Annotated in this window: 18 protein-coding genes; 16 read left to right on the top strand and 2 right to left on the bottom strand. The window is 38.5% G+C overall.

Annotation, left to right across the window (positions count from 1 at the left end):
* Positions 1-101: 101 nt before the first annotated feature.
* The 15 genes from ppc to JOC34_RS06165 all read left to right on the top strand — a co-directional run bounded on the left by ppc (position 102) and on the right by JOC34_RS06165 (position 21,403).
* Positions 102-2,861: a phosphoenolpyruvate carboxylase gene (ppc, locus tag JOC34_RS06235; RefSeq protein WP_205135836.1), complete on the top strand. Its 2,760-nt coding sequence runs from the start codon at positions 102-104 to the stop codon at positions 2,859-2,861.
* A 241-nt stretch (positions 2,862-3,102) separates the two neighbouring features.
* Entirely contained in the window at positions 3,103-4,362 is a 1,260-nt protein-coding gene (locus tag JOC34_RS06230; protein WP_205135835.1) for a M20/M25/M40 family metallo-hydrolase, read from the top strand.
* Positions 4,363-4,381: 19 nt separating this feature from the next.
* A complete protein-coding gene (locus JOC34_RS06225) occupies positions 4,382-5,179 on the top strand; it encodes a DUF3100 domain-containing protein (RefSeq protein ID WP_205135834.1) in 798 nt (265 codons plus the stop codon).
* The gene (locus JOC34_RS06220) at positions 5,179-5,664 is read left to right on the top strand and encodes a hypothetical protein (RefSeq protein WP_205135833.1); all 486 of its coding nucleotides are present in this window, start codon (positions 5,179-5,181) and stop codon (positions 5,662-5,664) included. The genes JOC34_RS06225 and JOC34_RS06220 overlap by 1 nt, the downstream gene beginning before the upstream one ends.
* A 672-nt stretch (positions 5,665-6,336) precedes the next feature.
* Positions 6,337-7,803: a PTS fructose transporter subunit IIC gene (locus JOC34_RS06215; protein WP_205135832.1), complete on the top strand. Its 1,467-nt coding sequence runs from the start codon at positions 6,337-6,339 to the stop codon at positions 7,801-7,803.
* Positions 7,804-7,805: 2 nt separating this feature from the next.
* Positions 7,806-8,270 (top strand): PTS sugar transporter subunit IIA, encoded by a 465-nt coding sequence (locus JOC34_RS06210; protein ID WP_205135831.1) that lies wholly within the window; start codon positions 7,806-7,808, stop codon positions 8,268-8,270.
* A 20-nt stretch (positions 8,271-8,290) separates the two neighbouring features.
* Positions 8,291-10,939 (top strand): glycoside hydrolase family 38 N-terminal domain-containing protein, encoded by a 2,649-nt coding sequence (locus JOC34_RS06205; protein WP_205135830.1) that lies wholly within the window; start codon positions 8,291-8,293, stop codon positions 10,937-10,939.
* A 53-nt stretch (positions 10,940-10,992) separates the two neighbouring features.
* Positions 10,993-11,820: a MurR/RpiR family transcriptional regulator gene (locus JOC34_RS06200; RefSeq protein ID WP_205135829.1), complete on the top strand. Its 828-nt coding sequence runs from the start codon at positions 10,993-10,995 to the stop codon at positions 11,818-11,820.
* Between the two features lie 30 nt (positions 11,821-11,850).
* Positions 11,851-12,741: an ROK family protein gene (locus JOC34_RS06195; RefSeq protein ID WP_205135828.1), complete on the top strand. Its 891-nt coding sequence runs from the start codon at positions 11,851-11,853 to the stop codon at positions 12,739-12,741.
* Positions 12,742-12,767: 26 nt separating this feature from the next.
* Positions 12,768-14,168, top strand: a complete 1,401-nt coding sequence (locus JOC34_RS06190) for a glycoside hydrolase family 1 protein (RefSeq protein WP_205135827.1) — start codon at positions 12,768-12,770, stop codon at positions 14,166-14,168.
* 426 nt (positions 14,169-14,594) lie between these two features.
* Positions 14,595-15,914 (top strand): solute carrier family 23 protein, encoded by a 1,320-nt coding sequence (locus JOC34_RS06185; RefSeq protein WP_205135826.1) that lies wholly within the window; start codon positions 14,595-14,597, stop codon positions 15,912-15,914.
* A 32-nt stretch (positions 15,915-15,946) separates the two neighbouring features.
* The gene (gene ade, locus JOC34_RS06180) at positions 15,947-17,713 is read left to right on the top strand and encodes an adenine deaminase (protein ID WP_205135825.1); all 1,767 of its coding nucleotides are present in this window, start codon (positions 15,947-15,949) and stop codon (positions 17,711-17,713) included.
* A 234-nt stretch (positions 17,714-17,947) separates the two neighbouring features.
* On the top strand, positions 17,948-19,075 hold the full coding sequence (locus tag JOC34_RS06175) for a zinc-dependent alcohol dehydrogenase family protein (RefSeq protein ID WP_205135824.1): 1,128 nt from the start codon (positions 17,948-17,950) through the stop codon (positions 19,073-19,075).
* 385 nt (positions 19,076-19,460) lie between these two features.
* Complete coding sequence (locus JOC34_RS06170) at positions 19,461-20,738, top strand: condensation domain-containing protein (protein ID WP_205135823.1); 1,278 nt, start codon at positions 19,461-19,463, stop codon at positions 20,736-20,738.
* Entirely contained in the window at positions 20,735-21,403 is a 669-nt protein-coding gene (locus JOC34_RS06165) for a DUF6320 domain-containing protein (protein ID WP_205135822.1), read from the top strand. The genes JOC34_RS06170 and JOC34_RS06165 overlap by 4 nt, the downstream gene beginning before the upstream one ends.
* 104 nt (positions 21,404-21,507) lie before the next feature.
* Here JOC34_RS06165 and JOC34_RS06160 read toward each other — a convergent pair whose 3' ends face one another.
* A complete protein-coding gene (locus JOC34_RS06160; protein WP_205135943.1) occupies positions 21,508-22,494 on the bottom strand; it encodes a ketoacyl-ACP synthase III in 987 nt (328 codons plus the stop codon).
* 131 nt (positions 22,495-22,625) lie between these two features.
* Positions 22,626-22,976, bottom strand: coding sequence for a hypothetical protein (locus JOC34_RS06155; RefSeq protein ID WP_205135821.1), 351 nt, complete (start codon positions 22,974-22,976; stop codon positions 22,626-22,628).
* Positions 22,977-23,271: 295 nt separating this feature from the next.
* Between JOC34_RS06155 and JOC34_RS06150 the strand changes: the two genes are divergently transcribed.
* A complete protein-coding gene (locus tag JOC34_RS06150; protein ID WP_205135820.1) occupies positions 23,272-24,249 on the top strand; it encodes an NAD(P)H-quinone oxidoreductase in 978 nt (325 codons plus the stop codon).
* Positions 24,250-24,269 lie beyond the last annotated feature (20 nt).

The following is a 24,269-nucleotide window of genomic DNA, read 5'->3' as shown; positions in this document are numbered from 1 at the left end:
AGAATTAGTTTGAAATTTGTAGATCATCTATCATAAAAATTATTAATTTTTACGATAGATGTTATTATAGTAATACGCCAATTGGACTAGGAGGAAACAGAATGGTAGAAACGATCGATAAAAATGCTTTATTGCGAAATGACGTTAACATGCTCGGAAACATATTGGGAGAAGTTTTAATGCTGCACGGAGGAACAGAGCTTTATGATCAAGTAGAAGCTATTCGGGAAATGGCAAAAAGTATCCGTGAAGAGTTCGATGAAGATACATATCATACACTAAAAAAGGAAATCAGCAATTTAAAACCACCTATGCGTCAGCAAGTGATCCGTGCTTTTTCCATTTACTTTCATTTAATTAATATTGCGGAACAAAATCATAGAATCAGACGTAGACGTCAATATTTACTTGAAGAAGGTGTGAGTCAGTCTTTCTCTATTGAAAGGGCAGTCTCTAAAGTGAAAGGCTACAGCCTCACAAATGACATGATTCAAGGCGTGATTAATGACTTATCTCTCGAATTGATCATGACAGCGCACCCGACAGAGGCAACGAAGCGGACCGTGTTGGAAATACAAAAACGGATATCGGCACATCTGCGGAAGCTGGATAACCCGCTGACCACACAAAGAGAGAAAGCAGACGTGCAAGAAAGCCTATTGAATGAGGTCACCGCTTTATGGCACACCGATGAACTACGGAACAGGAAACCGGAAGTGTTGGACGAAGTGAAAAATGGTCTCTATTATTTTGATCAGACGTTATTTGACACATTGCCCGATATTTTTCAGGAATTGGAAATACAGTTACAGGAACAAATTCCAGGGCAGGACTGGCAGGTGCCAAATTTCATCCGTTTCGGCTCATGGATCGGGGGAGACCGGGATGGAAATCCAAATGTGACACCAGAAATCACTTGGCAGACATTAGAGTTACAACGTGAACTGATTTTAAAGAAATATGATACCTCTATCGTAGAGCTGATGAGGCGGTTCAGTCAATCGAGTGAACGCATATCTATCAATCGACAATTTATCGATAAGATGGAAAAAGAGGAGCACACTTATTTAGAAGAGAATGAGAAGTGGCCTGTCAAATCGGAAGTATATCGACGCAAGTTTGCAGTTATTCTAAAACGTCTACGTGAAACGGGAGAATCATCTTACGGTTACGGCCATGCAGAGGAGTTGGCTAATGACCTCACAGAAATCAAGGAGAGTGCTGAGGCGCATTTGCCAAAGTCTAAAAAGTTAAAAACCATTCGAAAAGTGATTCGGCAAGTAGAGATGTTCGGTTTCCACTTAGCGACGCTGGATATACGAAACCATAGTGGGGAACATGAAACAGCAGTCCATGAAATTCTAAAAGCTGTTCATGTCACAGATGATTATGCTGCACTATCAGAGGAAGAAAAACAGAAGGTATTGTGTGAGGTTTTAAATGACCCAAGACCACTGCTGCTTTTCGATGGTGGATATTCTAAAGCGACACAAGAAATGCTGAAAGTCTTTAGAATGATTAAAAGCGCGCACGAGGAATTCGGCAAACGAGCGATCGAAGTCTATTTAATTAGCATGACGCAATCACCAAGCGATCTCTTAGAAGTCTTAGTGCTCGCCAAAGAAACCGGGATCTATCGTCTATATCCAGACGGAACAGTGGAAAGCGATCTTGATGTTGCGCCCTTATTGGAGACAATCGATGACCTGATTGCAGGACCGAAAATCATGCGGGCATTATTTGAAACAGAAGTATATCGTAAACAACTACAAGCACGTGGAAAACATCAGGAAATCATGCTTGGTTATTCGGATGGGAGCAAAGACGGCGGTACGATGAGCGCAAACTGGAAGCTCTTTAAAGCCCAGGCAGAAATCCATAACATGGCGAGGCAATACGACATTCGTTTGAAGTTTTTCCATGGGCGTGGTGGATCATTGGGCCGGGGAGGCGGTTCGTTGAATACGAGTATCCTCTCACAACCAGTGGAGACATTGGGAGACGGCGTGAAAATCACAGAACAGGGAGAAGTGCTTTCTTCCAGATACTTACTCGAAGATATCGCCTATCGGAATTTGGAGCAAGCAGCCTCAGCCTTATTTGAGACTTGTGCCAGGGTTTCGAGTGCACCCGATCAAGTAGAACTGCGCCAAAAAGAATGGGAAACGGCAATGGAAGCTATTTCAGAAAAATCCTTGAAGAAATATCAAACGCTGGTGTTTGGCGACCCGGATTTCCTGACGTATTTTCATCAGGCGACCCCATTGACCGAATTAGGTGCTTTAAATATCGGATCGCGGCCGATGAGTAGAAAAAACAGTCAGGATTTTGAAGACTTACGGGCTATTCCTTGGGTATTCGCGTGGACACAATCCAGACATATGATTCCTGCTTGGTATGCAGCGGGTACAGGCTTGCAATCCTTCATAGCGTTCATAGCGGACGACAATAGCCATTTGGAAATGTTACAAACCATGTATAAAGAATGGTCCTTCTTCCATTCGACCATCAATAATTTACAAATGGCCTTGATGAAAGCCGATATGAAAACCGCCAAGGAGTATTTGGAATTAGTCGATGATCCTGCGGTAGCAGAACGGATATATGAAGACATTATTGATGAATATGAGCGTACAAAAGAGGCGTTACTGCAAATTTCTGGCAATGAAGCATTACTCAGTCATTCGCCAAATATAAAAGAGTCTGTCCATTTGCGTAATCCATACGTTGATCCGCTCAATTTCCTGCAAGTAGAATTGATCCATAAATTAAGGGAAACACCAAATCCTCCTGAAGAGTTGGTGACCGAGGTGTTACTGACGATTAATGGAGTTGCTGCGGGATTAGTGAATACGGGTTGATTAAGGATAGAAATAAATACGATAAGGAAAAGCCAGTTGGCCATTTATGATTTACGGCCAACTGTTTTTTCCTATGGCATTTTTCCTGCAGGCCGTTAATTGCTAATTGGCGAAAGTCCAATCAAGGTAAGTTCTAGCTGTTTGCACAAGCACGGTTTGACTATGAATCTTATACAATGATAATATTATTACGTTATTATGCATCGAAGATTGACAACCATAAAAGGAGATGCTTTTACTTATGTTATTTAAAGAGCAATATAAATCAATTAAGCGTATAGCTGACAAAATTTATCAGAACCCTGAGCTAGGTTATAAAGAATTACAGACGAAGGAAACAATCATGGCGGCTTTAAAACAATTTAATCCGGTTATAGAGTTTGAAGAATTTAGTACGACAGGATTTAAAACAAGTCTTGGAGGAGAAGGTAAGGATTTACATATAGCATTCATTGGCGAACTAGATGCTGTGTATGCACCAACACATAAGTATGCTGATGAAAATACAGGCGCAGCACACAATTGCGGGCATTATACACAGGTGGCCATTGCGCTCGCATTGTATAATTATCTCTTCCAATCGGAAGTATATAAAAACTACGATTTTAAACTATCATTTGTTTTCGTTCCGGCAGAGGAATATTTGGATTTGGAATATCGTGAACATTTAATGAAAGAGAATACAATTACACACTATGGTGGGAAGCCTGAAGCAATGAAATTGGGCATCTTTGATGATATCGATGTGGGTATTTGTGTACACGCAATTGGTGGCGAGTTTGAAAAGAGAACAGTGGAAGTAAATTGTGATTTAGCTGGTTTCTTATATAAATATAATAAATTTAAAGGAAAAGCGACACACGCTGGTTTCGATCCATTTTCGTCTAAAAACGCATATAGTATGTCTACTTTATTTAATGTTGCTTTAGGGTTAAGTCGTCAGCAACTCAAAGATAGTGAGCAAGTAAGGATTAACCCAATTGTAATGGATTCAGACATGTCCACAAATGTCATTCCGAACCATATCACAGTAGGAACAGATTTGCGTTCTAAAACGGTTGAATATATGAGAGAGGTAGCAATCAAATTAGATGATGCAGCAAAAGGAAGTGCTCAATCTTTGCAAGGCGAGGTGGATATAACGACACAGATGGGGTATTTACCATTTAATCAGAATCGCTGCTTATCCGAATTTGTGATGGAAGCATTTAAAGAAAATGATGAGATTGATGAAATACTTAATAATAATGCAATTAGTGCGGCAGGGGATATTGGTGATTTATCCTTCATGATCCCTTGTATTCAAGTAGGCTACAGTGGATTTACAGGGACGATACATGGAGATGATTTTATCGATGTTGATCCTGCATTTATATATGAAATATTTCCAAGGTTTATTGCCCAATCTTTAGAAAAAATGAACGGAAGAATAGATCGATCGCAGTTATATAAAAAAACGTACGACGATTATGTTGAAGTAATCCAAGCGATTACTGATTAACAGAAACGAGGATACTTACATGAAGAAAAAAACGAATTATATGGTATACCTCATCGTATTCGTGCTTGTTATTATAGCAATTGCGGAATGGATTGGAATACAAAGTATCCCCATTGGTCCTTTTACAATTGGCTTGCTTCCATTGGTATTTGCAGTCATTATTACGATGATATTGGGATTTAATATTTTTCGAAAAGGTATTTTGAAAAAAGTATACAGTAAGCAAAATGTCGACTTCGCCAGTAAATACCTTATATTTATTATGTTACCGTTGATGGCAAGATATGGTGCCGATGTTGCTCCAAAGCTTTATGAAATTGTGCAGGTAGGTTGGGTGTTTATTATCCAGGAAATCGGCAATCTTGGAACCGTCTTATTTGGCTTGCCGATTGCCATTATGCTTGGTTTAAGGGGAGAAGCAATTGGTGCTACATTAGGCATCGGGCGTGAAGGTGAATTAGCTTATATCTCGGAAAAGTATACACTGGAATCCAAAGAAGGACGAGGCGTCCTGTCCCTTTATATTATTGGAACTTTATTTGGTGCCATCTTTTTCAGTATCTTTGCCCCAATATTGTTAGACGTTGGGTTTAGTGTAGAAGCGTTAGCAATGGCATCCGGTGTTGGATCTGGAAGCATGATGACTGCTGCATCCTCCACATTGGTTGCCCGGATGCCTGAAATGGAAAGTACGATCCTGGCTTATGCATCTGCCAGTCAATTGCTGACTAGCTTTATTGGAACGTTTACAATGGTGTTCTTGGCAGCGCCATTGCAGCAATTTATGTACAAACTGCTGACTAGAGGTGATAAGTAATGACTGACGGAATGAATAAATATGTTAAATACGGCCTTGTTCTGTTGCTAAGTGTCAGTCTTATTTTATTTACCCAGGAAATTAAATTGCTTAAGAATCCGGAGTCAACACCTGTGACAGGCATGACAATTTTGGGACTAGGGGTTCTTTGGTTATTTTCCATGATAGGTATTTTAATTTCAGAGCTTATGCAGCGCTCATCATTGAAAATTGTACGTGACTTTCCTATTTTGGGTTGGGTATCGATTACTTCCCTTGTTATGTGTTTGCTCTCGAATACATTTGTAGAAGCCATTCAGGCAGTTGATTTCTTATCGATTACTACGCCAATTCTTACCTTTGCTGGCATTTCCGTAGCAAATCGCCTTGTTGATTTAAGAAAAACATCCTGGAAAATTGCCATTGTCGCAGTATTTGTCTTTATGGGAACCTATTTGGGAAGTGCGCTAATCGCTGAGTTAGGGTTATTTTTGGCTAGTAAATAGATGGGATAAAAATCCTCCATCTTGTATGATTTTGAATACCAAATAAGCATAGATAATGCTCACAGGAAGTACTCCACCACACCTTATGAAAGGGAGTTGGAGGAGATACTTCCTTTTTTTGTGTATTAAAATTCTTGGTGCACAAGTGATTTATTTAACCGAGATAAAATTCTGTGCCTGTTTTCTTGGAAAAACCAATATTCAATCATCTCATTAGGATTTCTGAAACTCAGAATAAAGAATAAATACAGGCCGCATATTTAATGGAGAGATTTCCATACTACTATCTTGGAAGCCTAGAGCATGCGCAGGTTGTAAAAGATAGAGCAAAAATACGAATATTTAACTTCTAGAAAATCACGGCATAAATGTCTATTATGTGAATTTAAAAGAAGCAAGAATAACATTGCAAACCTTAGAACATATTGCGTATTGAAATTAATTTCATTAATGACACATGAAAACGATATTACATACAGAATTAATGAAAGTATTTACATAGCTATTCTTTAACAATATAATTAAAATGTATCGTTTGATTGAGACATCTACTATATTACAGCGATTTCATCTTTAATATAATTTATGGGTGGTGGACCAGTTACACAAATAATGCTGTTCGTTTTAAATGAAATAGTTTTTAAAAATGCAGGGAAAAGGGTGGAATAAGCAATGGAACAAAAAAAGATTGTTGGCGTAACAGCGTGTTCAGCCGGAATCGCACATACTTATATGGCAGCGGAATCATTGGAGAAAGCTGGTGAAGAAAAAGGCTATGACATTAAGATTGAAACACAAGGATCGATCGGTGTTGAAAATGAATTATCGCAAAAAGATATTGAAGAAGCGGATATTGTTATTTTAGCCGTTGAAATCAATATCGATATGTCACGTTTCTTTGGGAAAAGAGTGATGCGGGTAAGGGCATCAGAAGCAATTAGAAATCCTGATGCATTGATTGAAACCGCTTTTAAAGAAGCGAATCCATATGGAGAAAAAGGTACACAAGCTGGAATAGCAAAAATGGGAAAAACAGAAGAAGGTGGGTTTTTCCAACATATTATGGCTGGGATTTCCTACATGATACCGATGGTTATTGCTTCAGGGCTAATTTTAGCGATAGCTAACGTATACGCTTTTCAACGTGATGAAGCTGGAAGAATAATAGAATGGGGTTTTGATAAAACAACAATGATGGGAGAATTGATGTCCAATTTGTTTGACGTTGGTCAAGTTGGCTTCTTATTGATGATCCCTCTATTTGCAGGATTTGTTGCAAATTCCATTGCCGGGAAACCAGCAATTGCTGCGGCGATGATCGGAACCTATATAGCCAATGATGCAGAGATGCTTGGCGCTGATGCAGGGGGAGGGTTTTTAGCAGCAATTCTTGTCGCGTTTGCAACAGGTTATTTCGTAAAGCTGATGAAAAAAATCCCATATCCAAAAATTATCCAGCCAATTGTTCCAATCATGATCATTCCGTTGGTGAGTACACTCGTCATTTCCATATTTGTTCTGTATGTAATCGGTAATCCAATGGCATCCATGATGGATGGTTTATATGAAGGTTTAACGACTTTGAACGAAAATTATGCGGCAGCACCAGTGCTAATTGGTGTTATCATCGGTGCGATGATTGGATTTGACTTAGGAGGTCCTTTCAATAAAACAGCGCTTGTCTTTGGTACAGCAGTTTTCACGGATACAATAGCAAAGTATGGCATAGAAGGCGCTAATTTTGTTCCACAAACTGCTACACAGGCAGCGATTTCGGTTGCACCTCTTGGGATTTGGCTGGCATCCATCATCTTTAAAAAGAAATTTTCTCCGACCGAAAAGGTTTCTGCAAACAGTGCTTTTGGGATGGGAATTGTTGGTGTTACAGAAGGGGCGATTCCTTTCGCAGCCCAGGATCCTGTTCGAATGATACCGGCATTTGTTGCTGGTTCAGCAGTTGCGGGTGGTCTAGCTTCAGGTCTAGGTATTAAGTTTTATGGTGGAATTGGTTCACCGCTTGGAACGTTTGTAGGCTATATTGAGCAACCAATTCCCTTTGTTACATGGATATTCAGTGTTTTAATGGGTGTGTTAGTAACAGCATTAATTATTGGATTTACTAAAAAAAGGGTGGATTAAAAATGATAAAGGACATATTTAAAATTGAAAATATAGTGTTTGATTCTACAGCGAAAGCGAAGATTGATGCATTGAAATTTATCGCATCATTTGCAGAAAAAGAGGGGATTGTTAAATCCTCCAAAGCTTATTATAAAGGGTTGAAAAAACGCGAAAGTGAAGTTACAACAGGATTTAAAGACGGTATAGCTATTCCGCATTGTAAACACAAAACAGTATTGAAGCCGTCGTTGATGGTTGTGAAATTTTCAAATACGGTTGAATGGGATTCAATGGACGGTAAACCAGTTCAAATAACTTTTGCGTTAGCAATTCCGGAGGGGGAAAATCAAGCACATCTAAAATTGTTAAGTTCAATCTCTCGTGCCTTAATTGATGAGGAATTTACAGAAGCAATTTTAAATGCAGAAACAGAGAGTGAAATGTATGCTATTATTCAGGAAAAAATGGATAAAGTAAATGATTAAAATATTAGGTAGGGTGTAAAATGACAAACAAAATTCATGTGATTGCTCATACACACTGGGATTATGAGTGGTACTTTACGAGCAGCGAATCATTTATACAACTTTGCTATCATGTTGATGAAGTAATTAAAGCACTAGAAGAAGAGGTTTTGGATTATTACATGCTTGATGGACAAATGAGCATTATAGAGGATTATTTAGAGGTTCATCCAGAGAACCGTAGTCGCATAAAAGATCTCGTTGAAAAAGGGAAATTAAAAATTGGACCATGGTATACGCAATCTGATCAAATGATCATACGTGGTGAATCTTTAGTTAGAAATTTGCAAATAGGGATGGAACTTGGTGATTTACTTGGAGGAGCCGATCGACTCGGTTATATACCAGATGCTTTTGGACAATCCATCGATATGCCAAAAATATTTTCACAAATGGGGATTAATCGATCTGTTTTTTGGCGGGGGTTATCATCAGATAAAATGAAACAGCGTGAATTCTTCTGGGAATCAGAGGATGGAAGCCGTGTAATGGCCTATAATATAAAAGATGGCTATTTTGTAGGGGTTCAGCTGATTGAAACTAACGACAGTGAAGCGTTGATGAAACAAATAAAACAAGATACGACCTCCTCCCATATTGCATTGCCTGTAGGTGGGGACCAAAGATTCGTAGATTTTAATTTAAAAGGGCGAATAGATGATTATAATCAAAGGTTAACAGAAGAAGTATTGATAGAAAGTAATTATGATCAATTGTTCGAAGCGATAAACGAGGAAAAACATGAACTGCCAACAGTACAAGGAGAATTGTTGAATGCTGAGGTATCTAAAATTCATCGTTCGATCTATTCCTCAAGGTATGATCATAAATATTTAAATGACAAAGTGGAACGAAGATTAATTTATCAGGTGGAACCATTAATTGCTATTGCAGACCACTTAAATATCCCATTTAAAAGGAATCTATTAGATAAAATATGGAAAATTATTTTACGTAATCATGCCCATGATAGTGCTGGGGCTTGCAATAGCGATAAGACGAATCAGGACATCTTACAACGCTTAATCGAAGCGGATCAACTGTCCTATTCCATTGTCGATTATTTGACAAGAAAAATTAGTGAATCGAGAGAGGCCATTGCGCCTAATCAGGTTACAGTATTTAACACATTGCCAATAGAAAGAGAACAGATGATTAAATTAAACATATCATTGGTCCAACCTGTTTTTGCTATTTACCATAAGGGAGAAAAAGTACCTTATCAAATAATAAGCAGTGAGAAAAGATCAAATGACCCGATAAGAAAGGAAATACCTCCAGCTGAAGATTCTTTTTATATTGAAACAGAGATCTTGCTCCCACTTAAGCTCGACGCCCTTGGTTATGAAGTGTTGGATGTAATAGAAGGAGAAAATGGAGAGGCTTTTCAAAGCAATGAACAGTACATTGACAAGCGCAATGAAGGATGTATCGAAAATAAATTTTACCAAATAATCTATGATGGCGGACAAATCCACGTATTGGATAAGGTTTCTGACACCCTTTATAAAGATTTCTTATATGTTGAGGATGCAGGAGATGATGGGGATAATTATGATTATTCTCCGCCAATCCATGATTGGAAGCTAAAACTAGACTTCATTGATGCAGATGTAGTGCGCACTGTAGGAGAATTTGAAGAAAAAATGAGGATCTCTGGAACATTTAAGATTCCTTTGAATCAGTCTGAGCGGGTAAAAGGCAACGCTAACTGTGACATAGCTTATGTATGTACGATTCGTATACTACCAGACAGTCAGGCAATTGATGTGCATATAAACATTGAAAATGATGCATTTGACCATCGTATGCGCTTGATATTGAACGGTGATGTCAAGACAGAACAAAGTATTGCAGATACACCTTTTGGAACAATAGCCAGACCAAAAATAGATCCAAACCTGGGATTCTGGAAGAAAAATGGGTGGAAAGAAGAACCAAGTGGTATCTATCCAATGTTGAACTTTGTTAATTTGCATGATGAACAAAAAAGTATTTCTGCCTTTTCTAAAGGGGTAAAGGAATATGAAGTTATCGGTACGGATACGGCTAACATAGCACTTACGTTATTCCGCGCAGTGGGTTATCTTGGAAAACCAGATTTAGTGAGACGCCCCGGTGTAGCTTCAGGCAATCAGTTTCGCTATATAAAAAGCCCAGATAGCCAGCTACAGAAACAATTAACATTCAAATTTTCAATTGTTATTGGAAAGCGTTTTTCAGAAGTGGATGCTTTCCGTCACTATCAGAAGTATGCTATCACTGTTCCTTATTACCAACAGCAATCACTGAATCAATTTACAACGACATTAAAATATTTTGTTATGCAGCCATTGCCTGAAAAGCTTCCAAATCAGTTTTCTCTTCTTGATGCGAGTGAAGTAAAACATGTGGTATATAGTTCTTTTACGAAATCACGTGATGGAAAAGGGTTTGTCATTCGTTTTTTCAACCCTACAGATCAGGTTGTTGGTGAACCTGGAAAAGTGAACTGTCACGGGAGAATACAAACATGGAAGTTTGTCACTATGGCAGAGCAGTTAGATCGAATTGGAGATAACGATGATGGAATAATCGAACTAGGTGTTTTTAAACCAAAAGAAGTGAAAACAATATATATGGAGTTTTAAGTGTGATTGTATGCAGTGGGTAGGTTAATGCTGAGAATAGTAGGTGAGTTCTATTGTCAAATGAAAATATATTTTTTATTATTGAAGGTTCAAAATTAAAATTCACAGCGGTTGAGGAACAAATTGCAACTTATTTTCTAGATGAGAAACAGCCAGTTAAGCAGTCAGTACTAGCAAAAAAGATTAATGTTTCTACGTCTTCCATCACGAGATTTTGTAAAAAGATCGGTTTTGATAATTATAAAGAGTTTATCTTTTGTTATCGTAGATCGTTAATAGAATACGCTAGTGATAGGAATGAAGTAACAAGTAATCTGCAGTTGCGCTATAAAGAATTAATAGATGCAATAGACAAAAGCATGGATAAAGAAAAGGTAAAAAAAGCGTGTGAATATATTTATAATCATAAAATTATTCATGTTTATGGTTTAGGATTGAGTGCAATATCAGGAGAAGACTTCAAGTTTCGTTTTACAAGAATAGGTAAATATGTTGAAGTGGTTCATGATTATGACTCTATAGAAATGATATCCTCTCTTTTGAATCACGAAAATCTTGTTATTTATTTCTCATTACGTGGTGAAAACGAACATGTAATTCAATCATTAAAAGAGCTAAAGGAAAAAAAGTCCCATTTAATCATCATTACTTCCAATCAATCAGAAAAAATTAGGAACCTTGCTGATGTTACTTTATTAACTTCAAATATAAAAAATAAAAATGAACTCGGGCAAATATCTGCTCAAATACCTCTATTGATCATCATTGATATGATTTACTCGCAATATATAAATATGTATAGAGAAAATATCAGTAAGTGGTTAGGGACGGAATATGCTTACTTATATGGAAACAAAGCAGAAAAGAAAAAACACAAATGACGAGTATGGAAAAATAGGAAGGAAATATAGATGAAACAATATCTTTCATTTGATTTCGGCGGAACTTTTATTAAATATGCATTGATTAACGAAAATGCAGATGTTACATTCGAATATAAAATCCAGACACCTCGTAGTCTGGATGAATTATTATTGTTTGTTGAACAAACCACGGATTGGTATAGAAAGAATACCAACATTGAAGGTATTGGAATAAGCTGTCCCGGAACCATTACAAAGAACGGAGAAATCCAAGGAACAAGTGCTATCCCTTATTTATATAGCTTGCCTCTCAGACGATTGCTGGAGGATGCAACAGGTGAAACTGTTACGATAGAAAATGATGCCAATGCTGCAGCACTAGCTGAACTATGGAAGGGTGCTGCAAAAGGATATAAAGATGTGCTGACCATTGTTATTGGAACAGGGATTGGTGGAGCCATTATTTCTGATGGTAAGCTATATCGGGGAGCACATTTGTATGGTGGCGAATTTGGATATTCTATTCTATACGCGGATCCAACATCAAAAGAAATTGGCTATTGGAGCAAGATGGCATCTACCGGATCCCTTATAAGAAAGGTTGCCAAAGAAAGAAATATGGGATCGGATGAATTATCTGGTGAGGAAATTTTCAAACAAGCCTCTATGGGAGATGAAGTATGTAAAAAGGCAGTGGAGGAATTTTATTTCATGCTAGCTGCCGGGATACATAATTTACAGCACATTTATGACCCGGAAATTATTTTAATTGGCGGTGGGATTAGTGCGCGATCTGAATTTATTACTGAATTATCTACGAGTATCAGAAAGGTACAAGCCAGCATGGACTTGAACAGTCTCACACCGCGGATAGACACCTGCTATTTCATGAATCAGGCTAATTTAATTGGTGCAATATATCCATTTATACGATCATAATATCATTGAATAAGGAGAGGATAATTATGTCCGAATACATATTTCCCAAGGGATTCTGGTGGGGGAGTGCTACTTCTGCTACACAAACGGAAGGAGCTGCAGATATAGACGGAAAGGGGGAGAACATTTGGGATCATTGGTATCGAAATGAGCCTAATCGTTTTTTTAATCAAATAGGTCCAAACGATACTTCGCAATTTTATAAAGGATATAAAGATGATATTTGTTTGATGAAAAAGTTAGGTCATAATTCATTTCGTCTTTCGATTTCTTGGTCGCGCTTAATTCCGGCTGGAACTGGACGAGTTAATGAGAAAGCTGTTGATTTTTACAATCATATTTTAGATGAACTTATCGCGGTTGGAATAGAACCATTTGTAAATTTGTACCATTTTGATATGCCACTTGCGATGCAAAATATTGGTGGATGGGAAAATCGTGAAGTAGTTGAAGCGTTTGAAAAATATGCTACAACATGTTTTGATTTATTCGGAGAAAAAATAAGCAAATGGTTTACTCAAAATGAGCCGATTGTTCCGGTTGAAGCAGGATATCTATACGATATGCATTACCCTAATGTCGTGGATTTTAAAAGAGCTATACAAGTTGGATATCATTCCATACTTGCAAGCGCAAAGGTGATTAAGGCATTTAAAGAAGGAGGGTATACTGGGAAAATTGGTATTATATTGAACGTAACACCATCCTACCCACGAAGTGAGCATCCCGCGGATAAACAAGCAGGTAGAATTGCCGATCTGTTTTTTAACCGATCTTTTCTTGACCCATCAGTTAAAGGGAGTTTCCCGCAAGAAATGATACAGATTCTGCGTGACATGGATAGTCTTCCGTATACAGAACGCTTGGATAAAGAAATTATAAGTAAATATACGGTAGATATACTTGGTATTAATTATTATCAGCCTAGGAGAGTAAAAGCAAAAGAATATATGCCGCATCCAGACGCTCCATTTATGCCAGAGCATTTCTTCGATTATTATGATATGCCAGGTAGAAAAATGAATCCTTATAGAGGGTGGGAGATTTATGAAAAAGGAATATATGATATCTTAATAAACATAAAAAGCAATTATGGAAACATCGAATGCTTTATTTCTGAGAATGGTATGGGTGTGGAAAATGAGGAACGCTTCAAAAATGAGGAAGGCATCATACAAGACGATTACCGCATTGATTTTTTCAAAGGGCATTTAAAGTGGGTCCATGAAGCAATAAATGAAGGTGTTAATGTAAAGGGATATCAAGTATGGACATTTATGGACAATTGGTCCTGGATGAATGCATATAAAAATCGATATGGATTGGTTTCTGTCGATTTGGAGAAAGACGCAGAACGTAAAGTTAAAAAAAGCGGATGGTGGTTTAAAGCGCTTGGTGAGAACAATGGCTTCTCTGAGAATGAGTAGCACATAACCAGAGCGCAAATTAGGCGATATTTTAGCATAAACTGTGTAAGTGTGAATATGTATGCTTCTCACTTGCGCAGTTTTTTCATTACTTTCTCCACTTTTTTGTGCTATTTTTAAATTACTAAACCCGTAAGCATAAAATATTAGCAAGAAATCCGGTAATAAGTAAACGCAACGAATTAACTATAAAAGCTCCATCATAAAAATAGAACATTCGACTGCTCGGCTTTTCCCTGATTCATACCACGCTCCTTTGTTCATTAATAACATTGACAATTGAGAGATACCTTGATACATTAAAAACTTCTTGTTAAAACTGAATAAATAGTGGAGGTTTTTTATATGAAATAGACAAGGGATTTCTATGATCAATTGTTCAAAAAATTATAACTAATACTTTCAAAATGTGGAGGAATACATAACGTGAAGAAAACGAAACTAACCGAGAGATTATTTCAATTAACCTCACACAATACAAATGTGAAGACGGAAATGATGGCTGGATTAACTACTTTCATGACCATGCTTTATGTATTAATCGTCGTACCAGGTATGCTAGAAGAAGCTGGCATGCCTAGAGGGTCTGTGACTGTTGCAGTTATCCTGATGACAGGAATTATTACAATTATTATGGGATTATACAGTAATCGTCCTTTTGCATTGGCACCGGGACTTGGTTCGGTAGCTTTTCTATCTGTAACATTGGTTGTATCGGAAGGAATTCCATGGCAGGTAGGTATGGGAATGGTATTCATTTCTGGTGTATTATTTGTTCTATTTACTATTTTTGGACTGAGGAAGTTGATTGTGCGTTTGGTCCCGCCTGCGATTAAGTTATCAATTGGCGCAGGGGTTGGTTTATTTATTGCATTAATAGGCTTTCGGAATGCGGGTATCGTGGTTGCCAGTGAAAAATCAAACTCACTGCAACTTGGAGATATCGGTTCTCCCAACGCTATTTTGGCACTGGTTGGTTTCTTTATTATGAGTATATTATTGGCAAGGAATGTACGTGGTCATCTATTAATTGGCATCGTTATTGTAACCTTGATCGGAATTCCAATGGGCGTAACGCAATTGCCAAGTTCGATTTTATCGTTACCAGAAAGCATTGCACCGGTTGCGTTTAAATTAGATATTATGGAAGCCTTGAAAATCTCCTATTTTCCATTCTTGTTGGCGTTTTTTGTACCGGACTTTTTCTCTGGTCTTGGAACCATACTGGGGGTTGCTGCGAAAGGTGACATGTTGGATAAAAACGGTGACCTACCGCGGATTGATAAACCATTCTTGGTCGATGCGGGTGGTACAGTAGTTGGTTCGTTTTTTGCGGCTCCTGTTATGTCAACTTATGTTGAATCTGCAGCAGGTGTTGAAGCCGGAGGGCGTACAGGGTTAACAGCTGTTTCAACGGGTATTCTTTTTCTGTTAACGATGTTTATCACACCATTGATTATGATTATCCCAACAGCCGCAACGGCACCAGCTTTAATTCTTGTAGGACTTTCAATGCTTTCTGCCGTAAAAAATATTAATTTCAATGATGTAACAGAGTCGTTACCTGCATTTATGACAATAGTTATTACTATCTTTACATTTAACTTTGGAAATGGGATTGCCGCTGGTATTATCATTTATGTACTTATAAAAAGTTTATCAGGAAGATATAAAGAAGTTCATCCAGGTATGTATGTGTTGGTGATTCCGCTGATTATTTATTTCATCACGCTTGCTAATAATTAACATGATTATTGTCGAAAAGGAGATTGATTAGAATGTATTCTCGTCAACATATTGTTGCTGCTGCACGTGGTGATATCCCCATGGATACCGTAATTCGTGGAGCTAATTTGGTCAATGTTTTTACAGCAGAAATTTACCAGGCAGATATTGGCATGAAAGAAAACCGATTTGCAGCTATTGCGCCCTACGAAGATAATAAACCAACCTTCAAAATGGAAGGTAAAACTGAAATTGATGCAAATGGTAAGTATGCAGTACCCGGGTTTATCGACTGTCATGTACATATTGAAAGTACGATGATCCCGCCGGATATGTTTGCCAGGGCAGTGCTGAGGCATGGAACGACTGTAGCTGTGATTGATCCGCATGAAATTGGTAATGTGCTTGGTGCTGAAGGGGTAAAATATATGGTGGAGGCGAGTCGGGACCTTCCTGTTCGAATTCTTACAACGATTCCTTCGTGCGTACCTGCTGTACCTGGTGTAGAAACAGCTGGGGCAGAATTTACTCCAGATGATATAGAGGAATTACTCAAGTTGCCTGATGTCGTCGGTATTGCTGAATTAATGGATTATGTCGGTGTCATTAACCAAAATCCACGTATGGCAGGGATTGTCCAAAAGGGGCTGGATGCCAACGTATTAAATGAAGGCCATCTGCCGAGGGTTTCAGGCCGACCATTACATGCATATCTTGCTGCTGGCGTGAATTCCGATCACGAAAGCCGGAAGGTAGAAGAAATCCTTGAAAAGTTGCGCGCAGGCATGTTGATCTATATTCGCGAATCAAGTGTTAGTCAATTTGCGGACATTGCTGCCAAAGCTTGGGAATCGGTGCCACACGCATCGAATATCGCGATGTGTACGGACGACGTAGAACCAAATGATATGTTGAAAAACGGACAAATGAGCCGAGTGGTTCGTCGTGCCATTGAAGAAGGGATCCCTGCGCCGCTTGCCATCCGTTATGCGACCCTAAATGGCGCGATTCGTTATGGTCTCAGGGATCGTGGAGCAATCGCTGCTGGATATTTGGCGGATTTTTCCCTAGTTGATTCATTAGAAACGATGCAGGTTGATGATGTATTTGTACAAGGGGAGCAAATGGTATCAAATGGCCAAGTCATAGCGGATATTAAAAGCAATATTCCACCACTATTAAAAAATACAGTTCGCTTGCCAGTATTAGATGAAGCAGATTTTATAATTCATACGCCAATTCAAAATGGCACAGTTACGTTGAATACAATCGAAATGACAGCAATTGGGACAACGCAAAGGGGCGCCTTGGAGCTAGAAGTTAGTAATGGTAAAGTTGAGACATTGCCTACTGATTATTTGTTTGCAGCGGTTGTTGGTCGTCATGGACAAAATCGTAAACCTTTTGTTGGGGTGTTAAAAAATGCTGGCCTTAAAAGCGGCGCCTATGCGACCACTGTAGCTCATGACAGCCATAATCTGGTGGTAGTGGGGACGAATGCGCATGATATACTGCTAGCGACGAAACAGTTGCAACAAGCTGGGGGTGGGCTTTGCCTGGTCGACAACGGAAAAGTCGTTGCACAGGTTGATTTGCCACTGGCAGGCCTAATGGCGCCTGAGCCAATTGAAGAACTCTCACCAAAAGTAGAAAGATTTAATGAAAAAGCGAAAGAGATGGGGGTTAAGGTTGGTAGACGTTCACCATCCATGGCCTTGTCTTCATTGACATTAACTGTGATTCCGGAAATCAGGCTGAGTGATTTGGGTCTAGTAGATGTGGCTTCACAGCAACTTATTCCGCTTTTTGAAGAGGACTAGGGATGATTTGAAACGCTGTAACAATTGTAGAATGGATTATATAATTGGGCAGACAACCATAGGGGAATTTATGGTTGTCTGTTTTTTTGCGTATTTTTACTTAAGAGCATTCTCTTTAAAGGTTTTTATGAGTAAAATAATGGGTATTGGTCTTATAGATGAGTGATTTACGGGGTTTTTTATAAGAGATAAAAGATGTGATAAAGTAAACTCATTTTTAGGAGATGACATGCTATGAAAATCAAATCGGCAGTGCTTCATGAATCAGGCGCATCTAGGCCTTACGCAAAAACAAAGCCAATCCATATAGAGGAGCTGGAACTTACGCCTCCAGGGCATGGTGAAGTGCTCGTAGAAATTAAAGCGGCCAGCCTTTGTCATTCTGATTTATCAGTTGTGAATGGATCACGTCCAAGACCTGTTCCAATGGCACTTGGTCATGAAGCTTCTGGTGTGGTTTTGGAAGTTGGCGAAGGTGTGGATGATTTAAAGGCAGATGATCATGTTGTTTGTGTGTTTGTACCAAGTTGCGGACATTGCCTCCCGTGTTCAGAGGGGAGACCTGCATTGTGTGAAGTTGGGGCGAAAACAAATAATGATGGTACATTGCTAAATGGTGATATTCACTTGCACCGAGAGAATGGCGAAGATGTTAATCACCATCTCGGAGTTTCTGCTTTTTCTGAACGTATTGTGGCATCGAGAAACTCACTTGTAAAGGTGGATAAAGATATTCCATTTGAAAAAATAGCCTTATTTGGCTGTGCAGTCATTACAGGTGTTGGGGCAGTAGTGAATACTGCCAATATGAAATTTGGTAGTACCGTTGCAGTCATAGGGTTAGGTGGTGTGGGATTGAGCGCACTACTTGGAGCTGTCGCGTCGGGTGCCAATAGAATTATAGCGTTGGATATCAATGAAGGTAAGCTTAAGCAAGCGAAGGAGTTTGGAGCTACAGATGTATTTAATTCGAGCGATGAAAATGTAATAGAAGCAATCAAAGAAGCAACAGGCGGCGGGGTTGATTATGCATTCGAAACGGCAGGAGCAGTCCCTGCGATTGAAGTTGCTTATGGTATTACCAAACGCGGAGGCACGACAATCACGACCGGACTACCTGATCCGGAGCATAGGTTTTCATTACCTTATGTAACACTTACGGCTGAAGAGCGAACTTTAAAAGGATCGTATGTAGGGAGTTGTGTTCCAAAAAGAGATATACCGCGATTCATTGATCTATACAAACAAGGTAAGTTGCCTGTAGATAAATTGCATAGTGATACGATTAAACTAGAAGATATCAATGAAGGCTTTGATAAACTGGAAAATGGCGAGGCATTGAGGATCGTGGTGAAATTTTAACACCAAAATAGGAATAATTAAACCTAATTCATATTGGGAGAGAATAGTCAACCTGAAATACTTAAATAGAGATTAAGACAAAGGTTTGTACGTCATTGTATCAAATGATGTACGAACCTTTATTTTTTATTGACATAAAAGTTGAAAGACAATACGATGAGGTTGGCTAAATTAATGGGATGGGACAGTATTCAACTGTTTATCTTGATTATAATAAGTGATAAAGTGCTTAAACAATTTGGTGAGCACTGTTAAACATAAAGAAAGAGGTGCGTTATTGTGAAAATAATAACGCAAGAATGAAAATAGGCGTCTTATTATCCGACAATTATGGGATAGGCCATTGATTTATATAAAAAATTGTACATTGGAAAGGGGGGAACTTATGGAACGCTGGTATAAAATAGATAATACAGGGAAAATATTTCACGCAGTAACAAATGCTTCTAACTCTTCAGTGTATCGGGTTTCTATGATTATGAAAGAATCCGTAAATGCCGAATTGTTGCAAGATGCATTGGACAAGGTGATCAAACGATTCCCGATGTTAGCTGTGAAGGTCCGTAAAGGATTGTTTTGGGATTTCATGGAAGAAAATGATGAAAAGTTACATATTCAGGAGGAAACAACCTATCCATGTTATATTATTAATCCGAGGGAAAATCACGGCTATCTGATGCGAGTTTTATATTTTCAGCGAAGGGTTTCAGTTGAAATTTTTCATTCCCTTACAGATGGTAGTGGTGCTGTTGAATTTCTGAAATCATTAATTTTCCAATACTTACTGTTTCAGGAAAAAGATGTAACAACTGACGGTGAAGTACTCTTCCCAGATGACGTTCCTAGTAAATACGAAACAGAGGATAGTTTTGAAAAGTATTTTCATCCATCTGGTCAATCACAGCAACGGGAGAAAGAATCACCTGCCTTTCAGATTAAAGGTTCTCCTTTTGATCCGCCCGGGGTGAATGTTATTCATGGTGTAATCCAGGCTTCTGAGGTTAATAAGTTTGCAAAAAAAATGGGGGCATCCGTTACCGAATTTATTACCGCTGTACTAATCCATTCCATTTATGCAGAAACAATGAAATACGGATTGTATCAAGAGTCGATTATGATTGCACTGCCTGCGAACCTACGGCGGCAGTTTCCCTCTGTGACGTTAAGGAACTTTTTTTCAGTTTCCAATGTTGGGGTGCCAGTGACTGATGAAACAACATTAGAGGATATTATGAAAACAGTATCTGAGCAGCTAAGCAGTAAGATGAAAAAAGAAACGTTACAGGCTGGGATCAATCACCATGTTCAGTTACAAAAAAAGTTATCAGCAAGAATCGTTCCTGTATTCGTTAAATATCGTGCGATGCGGTATGGATTTTATCACTTTGGTGAAATGTCGAAAACAATGACCCTTTCTAACTTAGGTAATATCAAAATACCTGATTCTATGAAACCTTATATCGAAAGAATGGAGCTGGTACTTTATCCAACCAAAAATAGTCCGATCAACTGTGGTATTGCTTCGCTGAATGACAGGATGACCATTACATTTGCGCGTTCGATTGTGGAAACGGAAATTATTAAATCTTTTTTCAGTCAGCTTACCCACTTAACAGGGCTTGATATAGAGGTTTACTCAAACAATTGGGGTGAGCAGACGTGAATCAATGTAAAAATTGCGGCGTCTGGGTTGAAGGCCTGACATGTCCACTTTGTCATCGTGGAATTGCTGATCCAACAACAACCACAGAGGTACAATGGTATCCGGATTATCAGGAGGTAAGCCACGACCAAAGAAGTGTATTTGCGTTCAAACTAACTATTTTTATAGCTGTTTCCATTGTAAGTGGGTGCTTGCTTATCAATCTGCTCACGATGCCACACAAACTTTGGTCGCTCTATGTAGCTACAGTTGTTGTTTATCTTTTAATAACCTGCAACCATACGATCCTTTCCAAGTCACATTTAGGTGGTAAGATTTTGGTTCAGCTGATTAGTTTATCCGGCTTGCTATCATTGACGGATGCTCTGATGGGTTTCCAGCGGTGGTCGGTCAACTATATCGTCCCATTTTTGGTTGTCGCGGCAACATTTCTAGTAACGGTTATTATTCTGAAGAAACGCATGCGATGGCGGGCATATGTAGGTTTTGTTGTAACGATGATTGTTTTAGGTTTTCTTCCGATTGTATTATATGTAGCAGGGGTTGCTACAGCTATCTGGCCAAGTGCAGTAACAGCTTTGTATGCTCTACTTACACTATTTGGGATGCTGTTGTTTTCAGATAAAACATTTAAGACAGACCTCGTGCGCCGTTTTCATTTATAGCAGTTCAGTTAAGATGGCATTAAACATGACAGTAAGAACTATACGATGCTTCATTACTATTATTATAATCAAAAGGACGAGAGAATTTCACTCTCGTCCTAACATCAATACTTAAATAATGTCGCGACCAGTTGATATCCTGCTCCAATCGTCCAAAACAGTACATGATCACCGCGTTTAATTCGGCCACTTTTAATTCCTTCGTAAAGCGCAATAAATGGACTGCTTGTCCCTGTGTATGCATAGGTATCGCCAACATAGATTATTTTTTCGTCCTCAATGTCAAATTGCTTTTGAACTTTATGTATGTTTGATAAAGCAAATTGCGTGAAACAACAAGCATCAATGTCTTTCCAAGTAAGTTTATTTCTGTCTAGCATTGTTTCAAACATTTCATACGTTGGCGGCATTGCCATGTCACCATCAAATGGAAGCCAATCAATAAATCGAATATCTGCATCGCCTTTTAATGACTTTGTTAACCCTTTAGCGGGGTAAGATATTTTTTCTCTATTGACAGAGTCCGTGAAATAGATGGAATCGATAAAGCCGGTGTCTTCTTCTGTTTTTTCTAAGATAACCGCACAAGCTGCGTCACCATAGTTCGCATAGGTGATTTCTTGTTCCGGGTTAGCGATCAGAGAGTTATAATCTGAACCTACGACTAGCGCAGTGTGTACATGTGGATTTGCCATCATATAACGAGATGCTTGTTCAACAGATACCGTCATACCGGCACAATTTGCATTTGTATCCATTACCATCGTATGATGATCTGCTCCAATCGCATCATGAAGATACATGGCGTTCATTGGGAAGGTTGTCTCAGGTACTTGTGTAGAAAAGATAATATAATCAATATCTTTCCCTTTCATCTGCGCTTTTTCTAAAACTCGTTTCGCAGCTTCGATTCCCATGGTTAAACCATTTTCATCTTCGTTATCAATGATATAGCGCTGCTTTCTACCCATTACTTCTAAGAAATGGCTAATATCTTTTCCTCGTTCTTTAAAATGTTCGATGTAGAAATCATTTTCTACGACCTTACTTGGGTGGTAAATAGCTATTGCTTTCATTTTGATGCCTGTCATGTTGCTCATCAAACTCCTTCTCCTTTTTTATAACAACCAATAATTTTAAAAAATGCCTTATATTAACTTTCTTATCTGTGTAAAAAAAGGAATAAGATCCTTGTAAGAATCCAATTCCTTTGAATGAATATTTAAATATTGACTACTTCGGCATTTGTCAGTCCCGCATTTCGAGCAATACGGTTTAGTTGCATTTTGACAATTGGGTTTTCTTTAATAGAAAAAACAATTTTATTAAATGCAGATTCCTTATAAAGTCCAAAAGAATGTTCTAATTTTGGAACCATATCTTGCGTAATAATGTTCATTGATGTGCAATCGACGTTCAAAGTATACTTACCAGGTTCGATCGATCCTACTTTTGTAGTATAATCACGATGAAAAGCCTCAGCTTGTTCTGGAGTGAATGAGCCTTTAACCTCCATATCAATTGTTTGTTGAGCTTGATTTACCTTAATGCTATAACTTCCTGCCATTTCCATATCCAACCCTTCATTATGTGTTCTGTTTTTTTGGTTAAAAAGCACTAGTTAAAAGTACCTATTTCATTTATCGACAATCATTTAAATTGATTAAGCTATTGGGTAATATCAGTAATATTAAGTTTTATTGCAATCTTATTAAGTGTCTTGCTAGTAACACGTAAATTATGTATAGATGGTCGTGTTGAAGAAATGAAGGCCAAAAATAATTCAACAGCCCTCAAATCAAAAATTCGAGTTACCTCTCTAAAAAATGTTATCATTGAGTTACAAATTGATTAGAGGAGGCCCAGTCATGAAAGCAATCATTGTAAAACAACCAGGCGGTGCCGAACAATTACAAGTGAAAGAACAGCCGAAACCTGTTCGGAAAGACGATCAATTACTTATAAAAGTAAAAGCGACAGCAATCAATCGAACAGATATCATCAATCGGAAAAGCAGTTCCGGATATTTGGACAATCCGATTCTAGGTATTGAGGTTGCTGGAATTGTTGAAGAAGCAGGAGCTGGGTCCGCAGTCGCAGTTGGCACACGTGTGATGGGACTCGTTAATGGCGGTGGATATGCCGAATACGCCGTGATGCCTGCAGAAAGGGCAATGGTGATCCCGGAAAACCTTACATTTGAAGAAGCGGCAGCTATTCCGGAAGTATTTTTAACGGCTTTTCAAACTCTCTTTTGGATCGGTCAATTAGATATGGATGAAACCGTGTTGATCCATGCTGGTGGAAGTGGTGTCGGTACTGCGGCAATCCAGCTGGCGAAACAACTGGGGCATGCAAAAGTTATTACAACTGCTGGATCGAAAGAGAAGCTTGATTTCTGTCAGTCATTGGGTGCTGACCACGGTATAAATTATAAAGAGCAGGACTTCGATAAAGAGGTATTGCAAGCTACAAACGATCAAGGTGTTGATCTGATTCTTGATTTCATTGGTGCCTCTTATTGGCGAAAAAATTTTACAAGCATAAAAGTAGATGGTCGCTGGATATTAATCGGACTTTTGGGCGGCGCAGAGATAGAACAGTTTAATTTAATGGACGTAATGTCCAAGCGAATTCAACTGACAGGAACATTGCTCACTCCACGAAGTGATCCGTATAAAGCAGCGCTCACCGCTGATTTTGCAGGAAAAACGATGGAGCTTTTTGCAAAGGATAAGCTGAAGCCGATTGTTGATCAGGTATTTCCTTTCGATCAAGTGCAACAAGCGCATGAACATATGGAAAGTAACAAAAATATCGGGAAAATTATATTGAAGGTAGATTAATTGAGCGAAACACACCGGAG

It is taken from the genome of Virgibacillus halotolerans (assembly GCF_016908515.1).
GTDB lineage: Bacteria > Bacillota > Bacilli > Bacillales > Amphibacillaceae > Virgibacillus_M > Virgibacillus_M halotolerans.
The sequence above is the reverse complement of the archived record's forward strand: the minus strand, read 5'-3'. Positions and strand labels throughout refer to the sequence as shown.

What these genes read in the sequence shown, in the direction of transcription:
- ppc (WP_205135836.1), top strand. Translation starts at nt 102, where the DNA reads ATGGTAGAAACGATCGATAAAAATGCTTTATTGCGAAATGACGTTAAC.
- JOC34_RS06230 (WP_205135835.1), top strand. Translation starts at nt 3,103, where the DNA reads ATGTTATTTAAAGAGCAATATAAATCAATTAAGCGTATAGCTGACAAA.
- JOC34_RS06225 (WP_205135834.1), top strand. Translation starts at nt 4,382, where the DNA reads ATGAAGAAAAAAACGAATTATATGGTATACCTCATCGTATTCGTGCTT.
- JOC34_RS06220 (WP_205135833.1), top strand. Translation starts at nt 5,179, where the DNA reads ATGACTGACGGAATGAATAAATATGTTAAATACGGCCTTGTTCTGTTG.
- JOC34_RS06215 (WP_205135832.1), top strand. Translation starts at nt 6,337, where the DNA reads ATGGAACAAAAAAAGATTGTTGGCGTAACAGCGTGTTCAGCCGGAATC.
- JOC34_RS06210 (WP_205135831.1), top strand. Translation starts at nt 7,806, where the DNA reads ATGATAAAGGACATATTTAAAATTGAAAATATAGTGTTTGATTCTACA.
- JOC34_RS06205 (WP_205135830.1), top strand. Translation starts at nt 8,291, where the DNA reads ATGACAAACAAAATTCATGTGATTGCTCATACACACTGGGATTATGAG.
- JOC34_RS06195 (WP_205135828.1), top strand. Translation starts at nt 11,851, where the DNA reads ATGAAACAATATCTTTCATTTGATTTCGGCGGAACTTTTATTAAATAT.
- JOC34_RS06190 (WP_205135827.1), top strand. Translation starts at nt 12,768, where the DNA reads ATGTCCGAATACATATTTCCCAAGGGATTCTGGTGGGGGAGTGCTACT.
- ade (WP_205135825.1), top strand. Translation starts at nt 15,947, where the DNA reads ATGTATTCTCGTCAACATATTGTTGCTGCTGCACGTGGTGATATCCCC.
- JOC34_RS06175 (WP_205135824.1), top strand. Translation starts at nt 17,948, where the DNA reads ATGAAAATCAAATCGGCAGTGCTTCATGAATCAGGCGCATCTAGGCCT.
- JOC34_RS06170 (WP_205135823.1), top strand. Translation starts at nt 19,461, where the DNA reads ATGGAACGCTGGTATAAAATAGATAATACAGGGAAAATATTTCACGCA.
- JOC34_RS06160 (WP_205135943.1), bottom strand. Translation starts at nt 22,494, where the DNA reads ATGACAGGCATCAAAATGAAAGCAATAGCTATTTACCACCCAAGTAAG.
- JOC34_RS06155 (WP_205135821.1), bottom strand. Translation starts at nt 22,976, where the DNA reads ATGGAAATGGCAGGAAGTTATAGCATTAAGGTAAATCAAGCTCAACAA.
- JOC34_RS06150 (WP_205135820.1), top strand. Translation starts at nt 23,272, where the DNA reads ATGAAAGCAATCATTGTAAAACAACCAGGCGGTGCCGAACAATTACAA.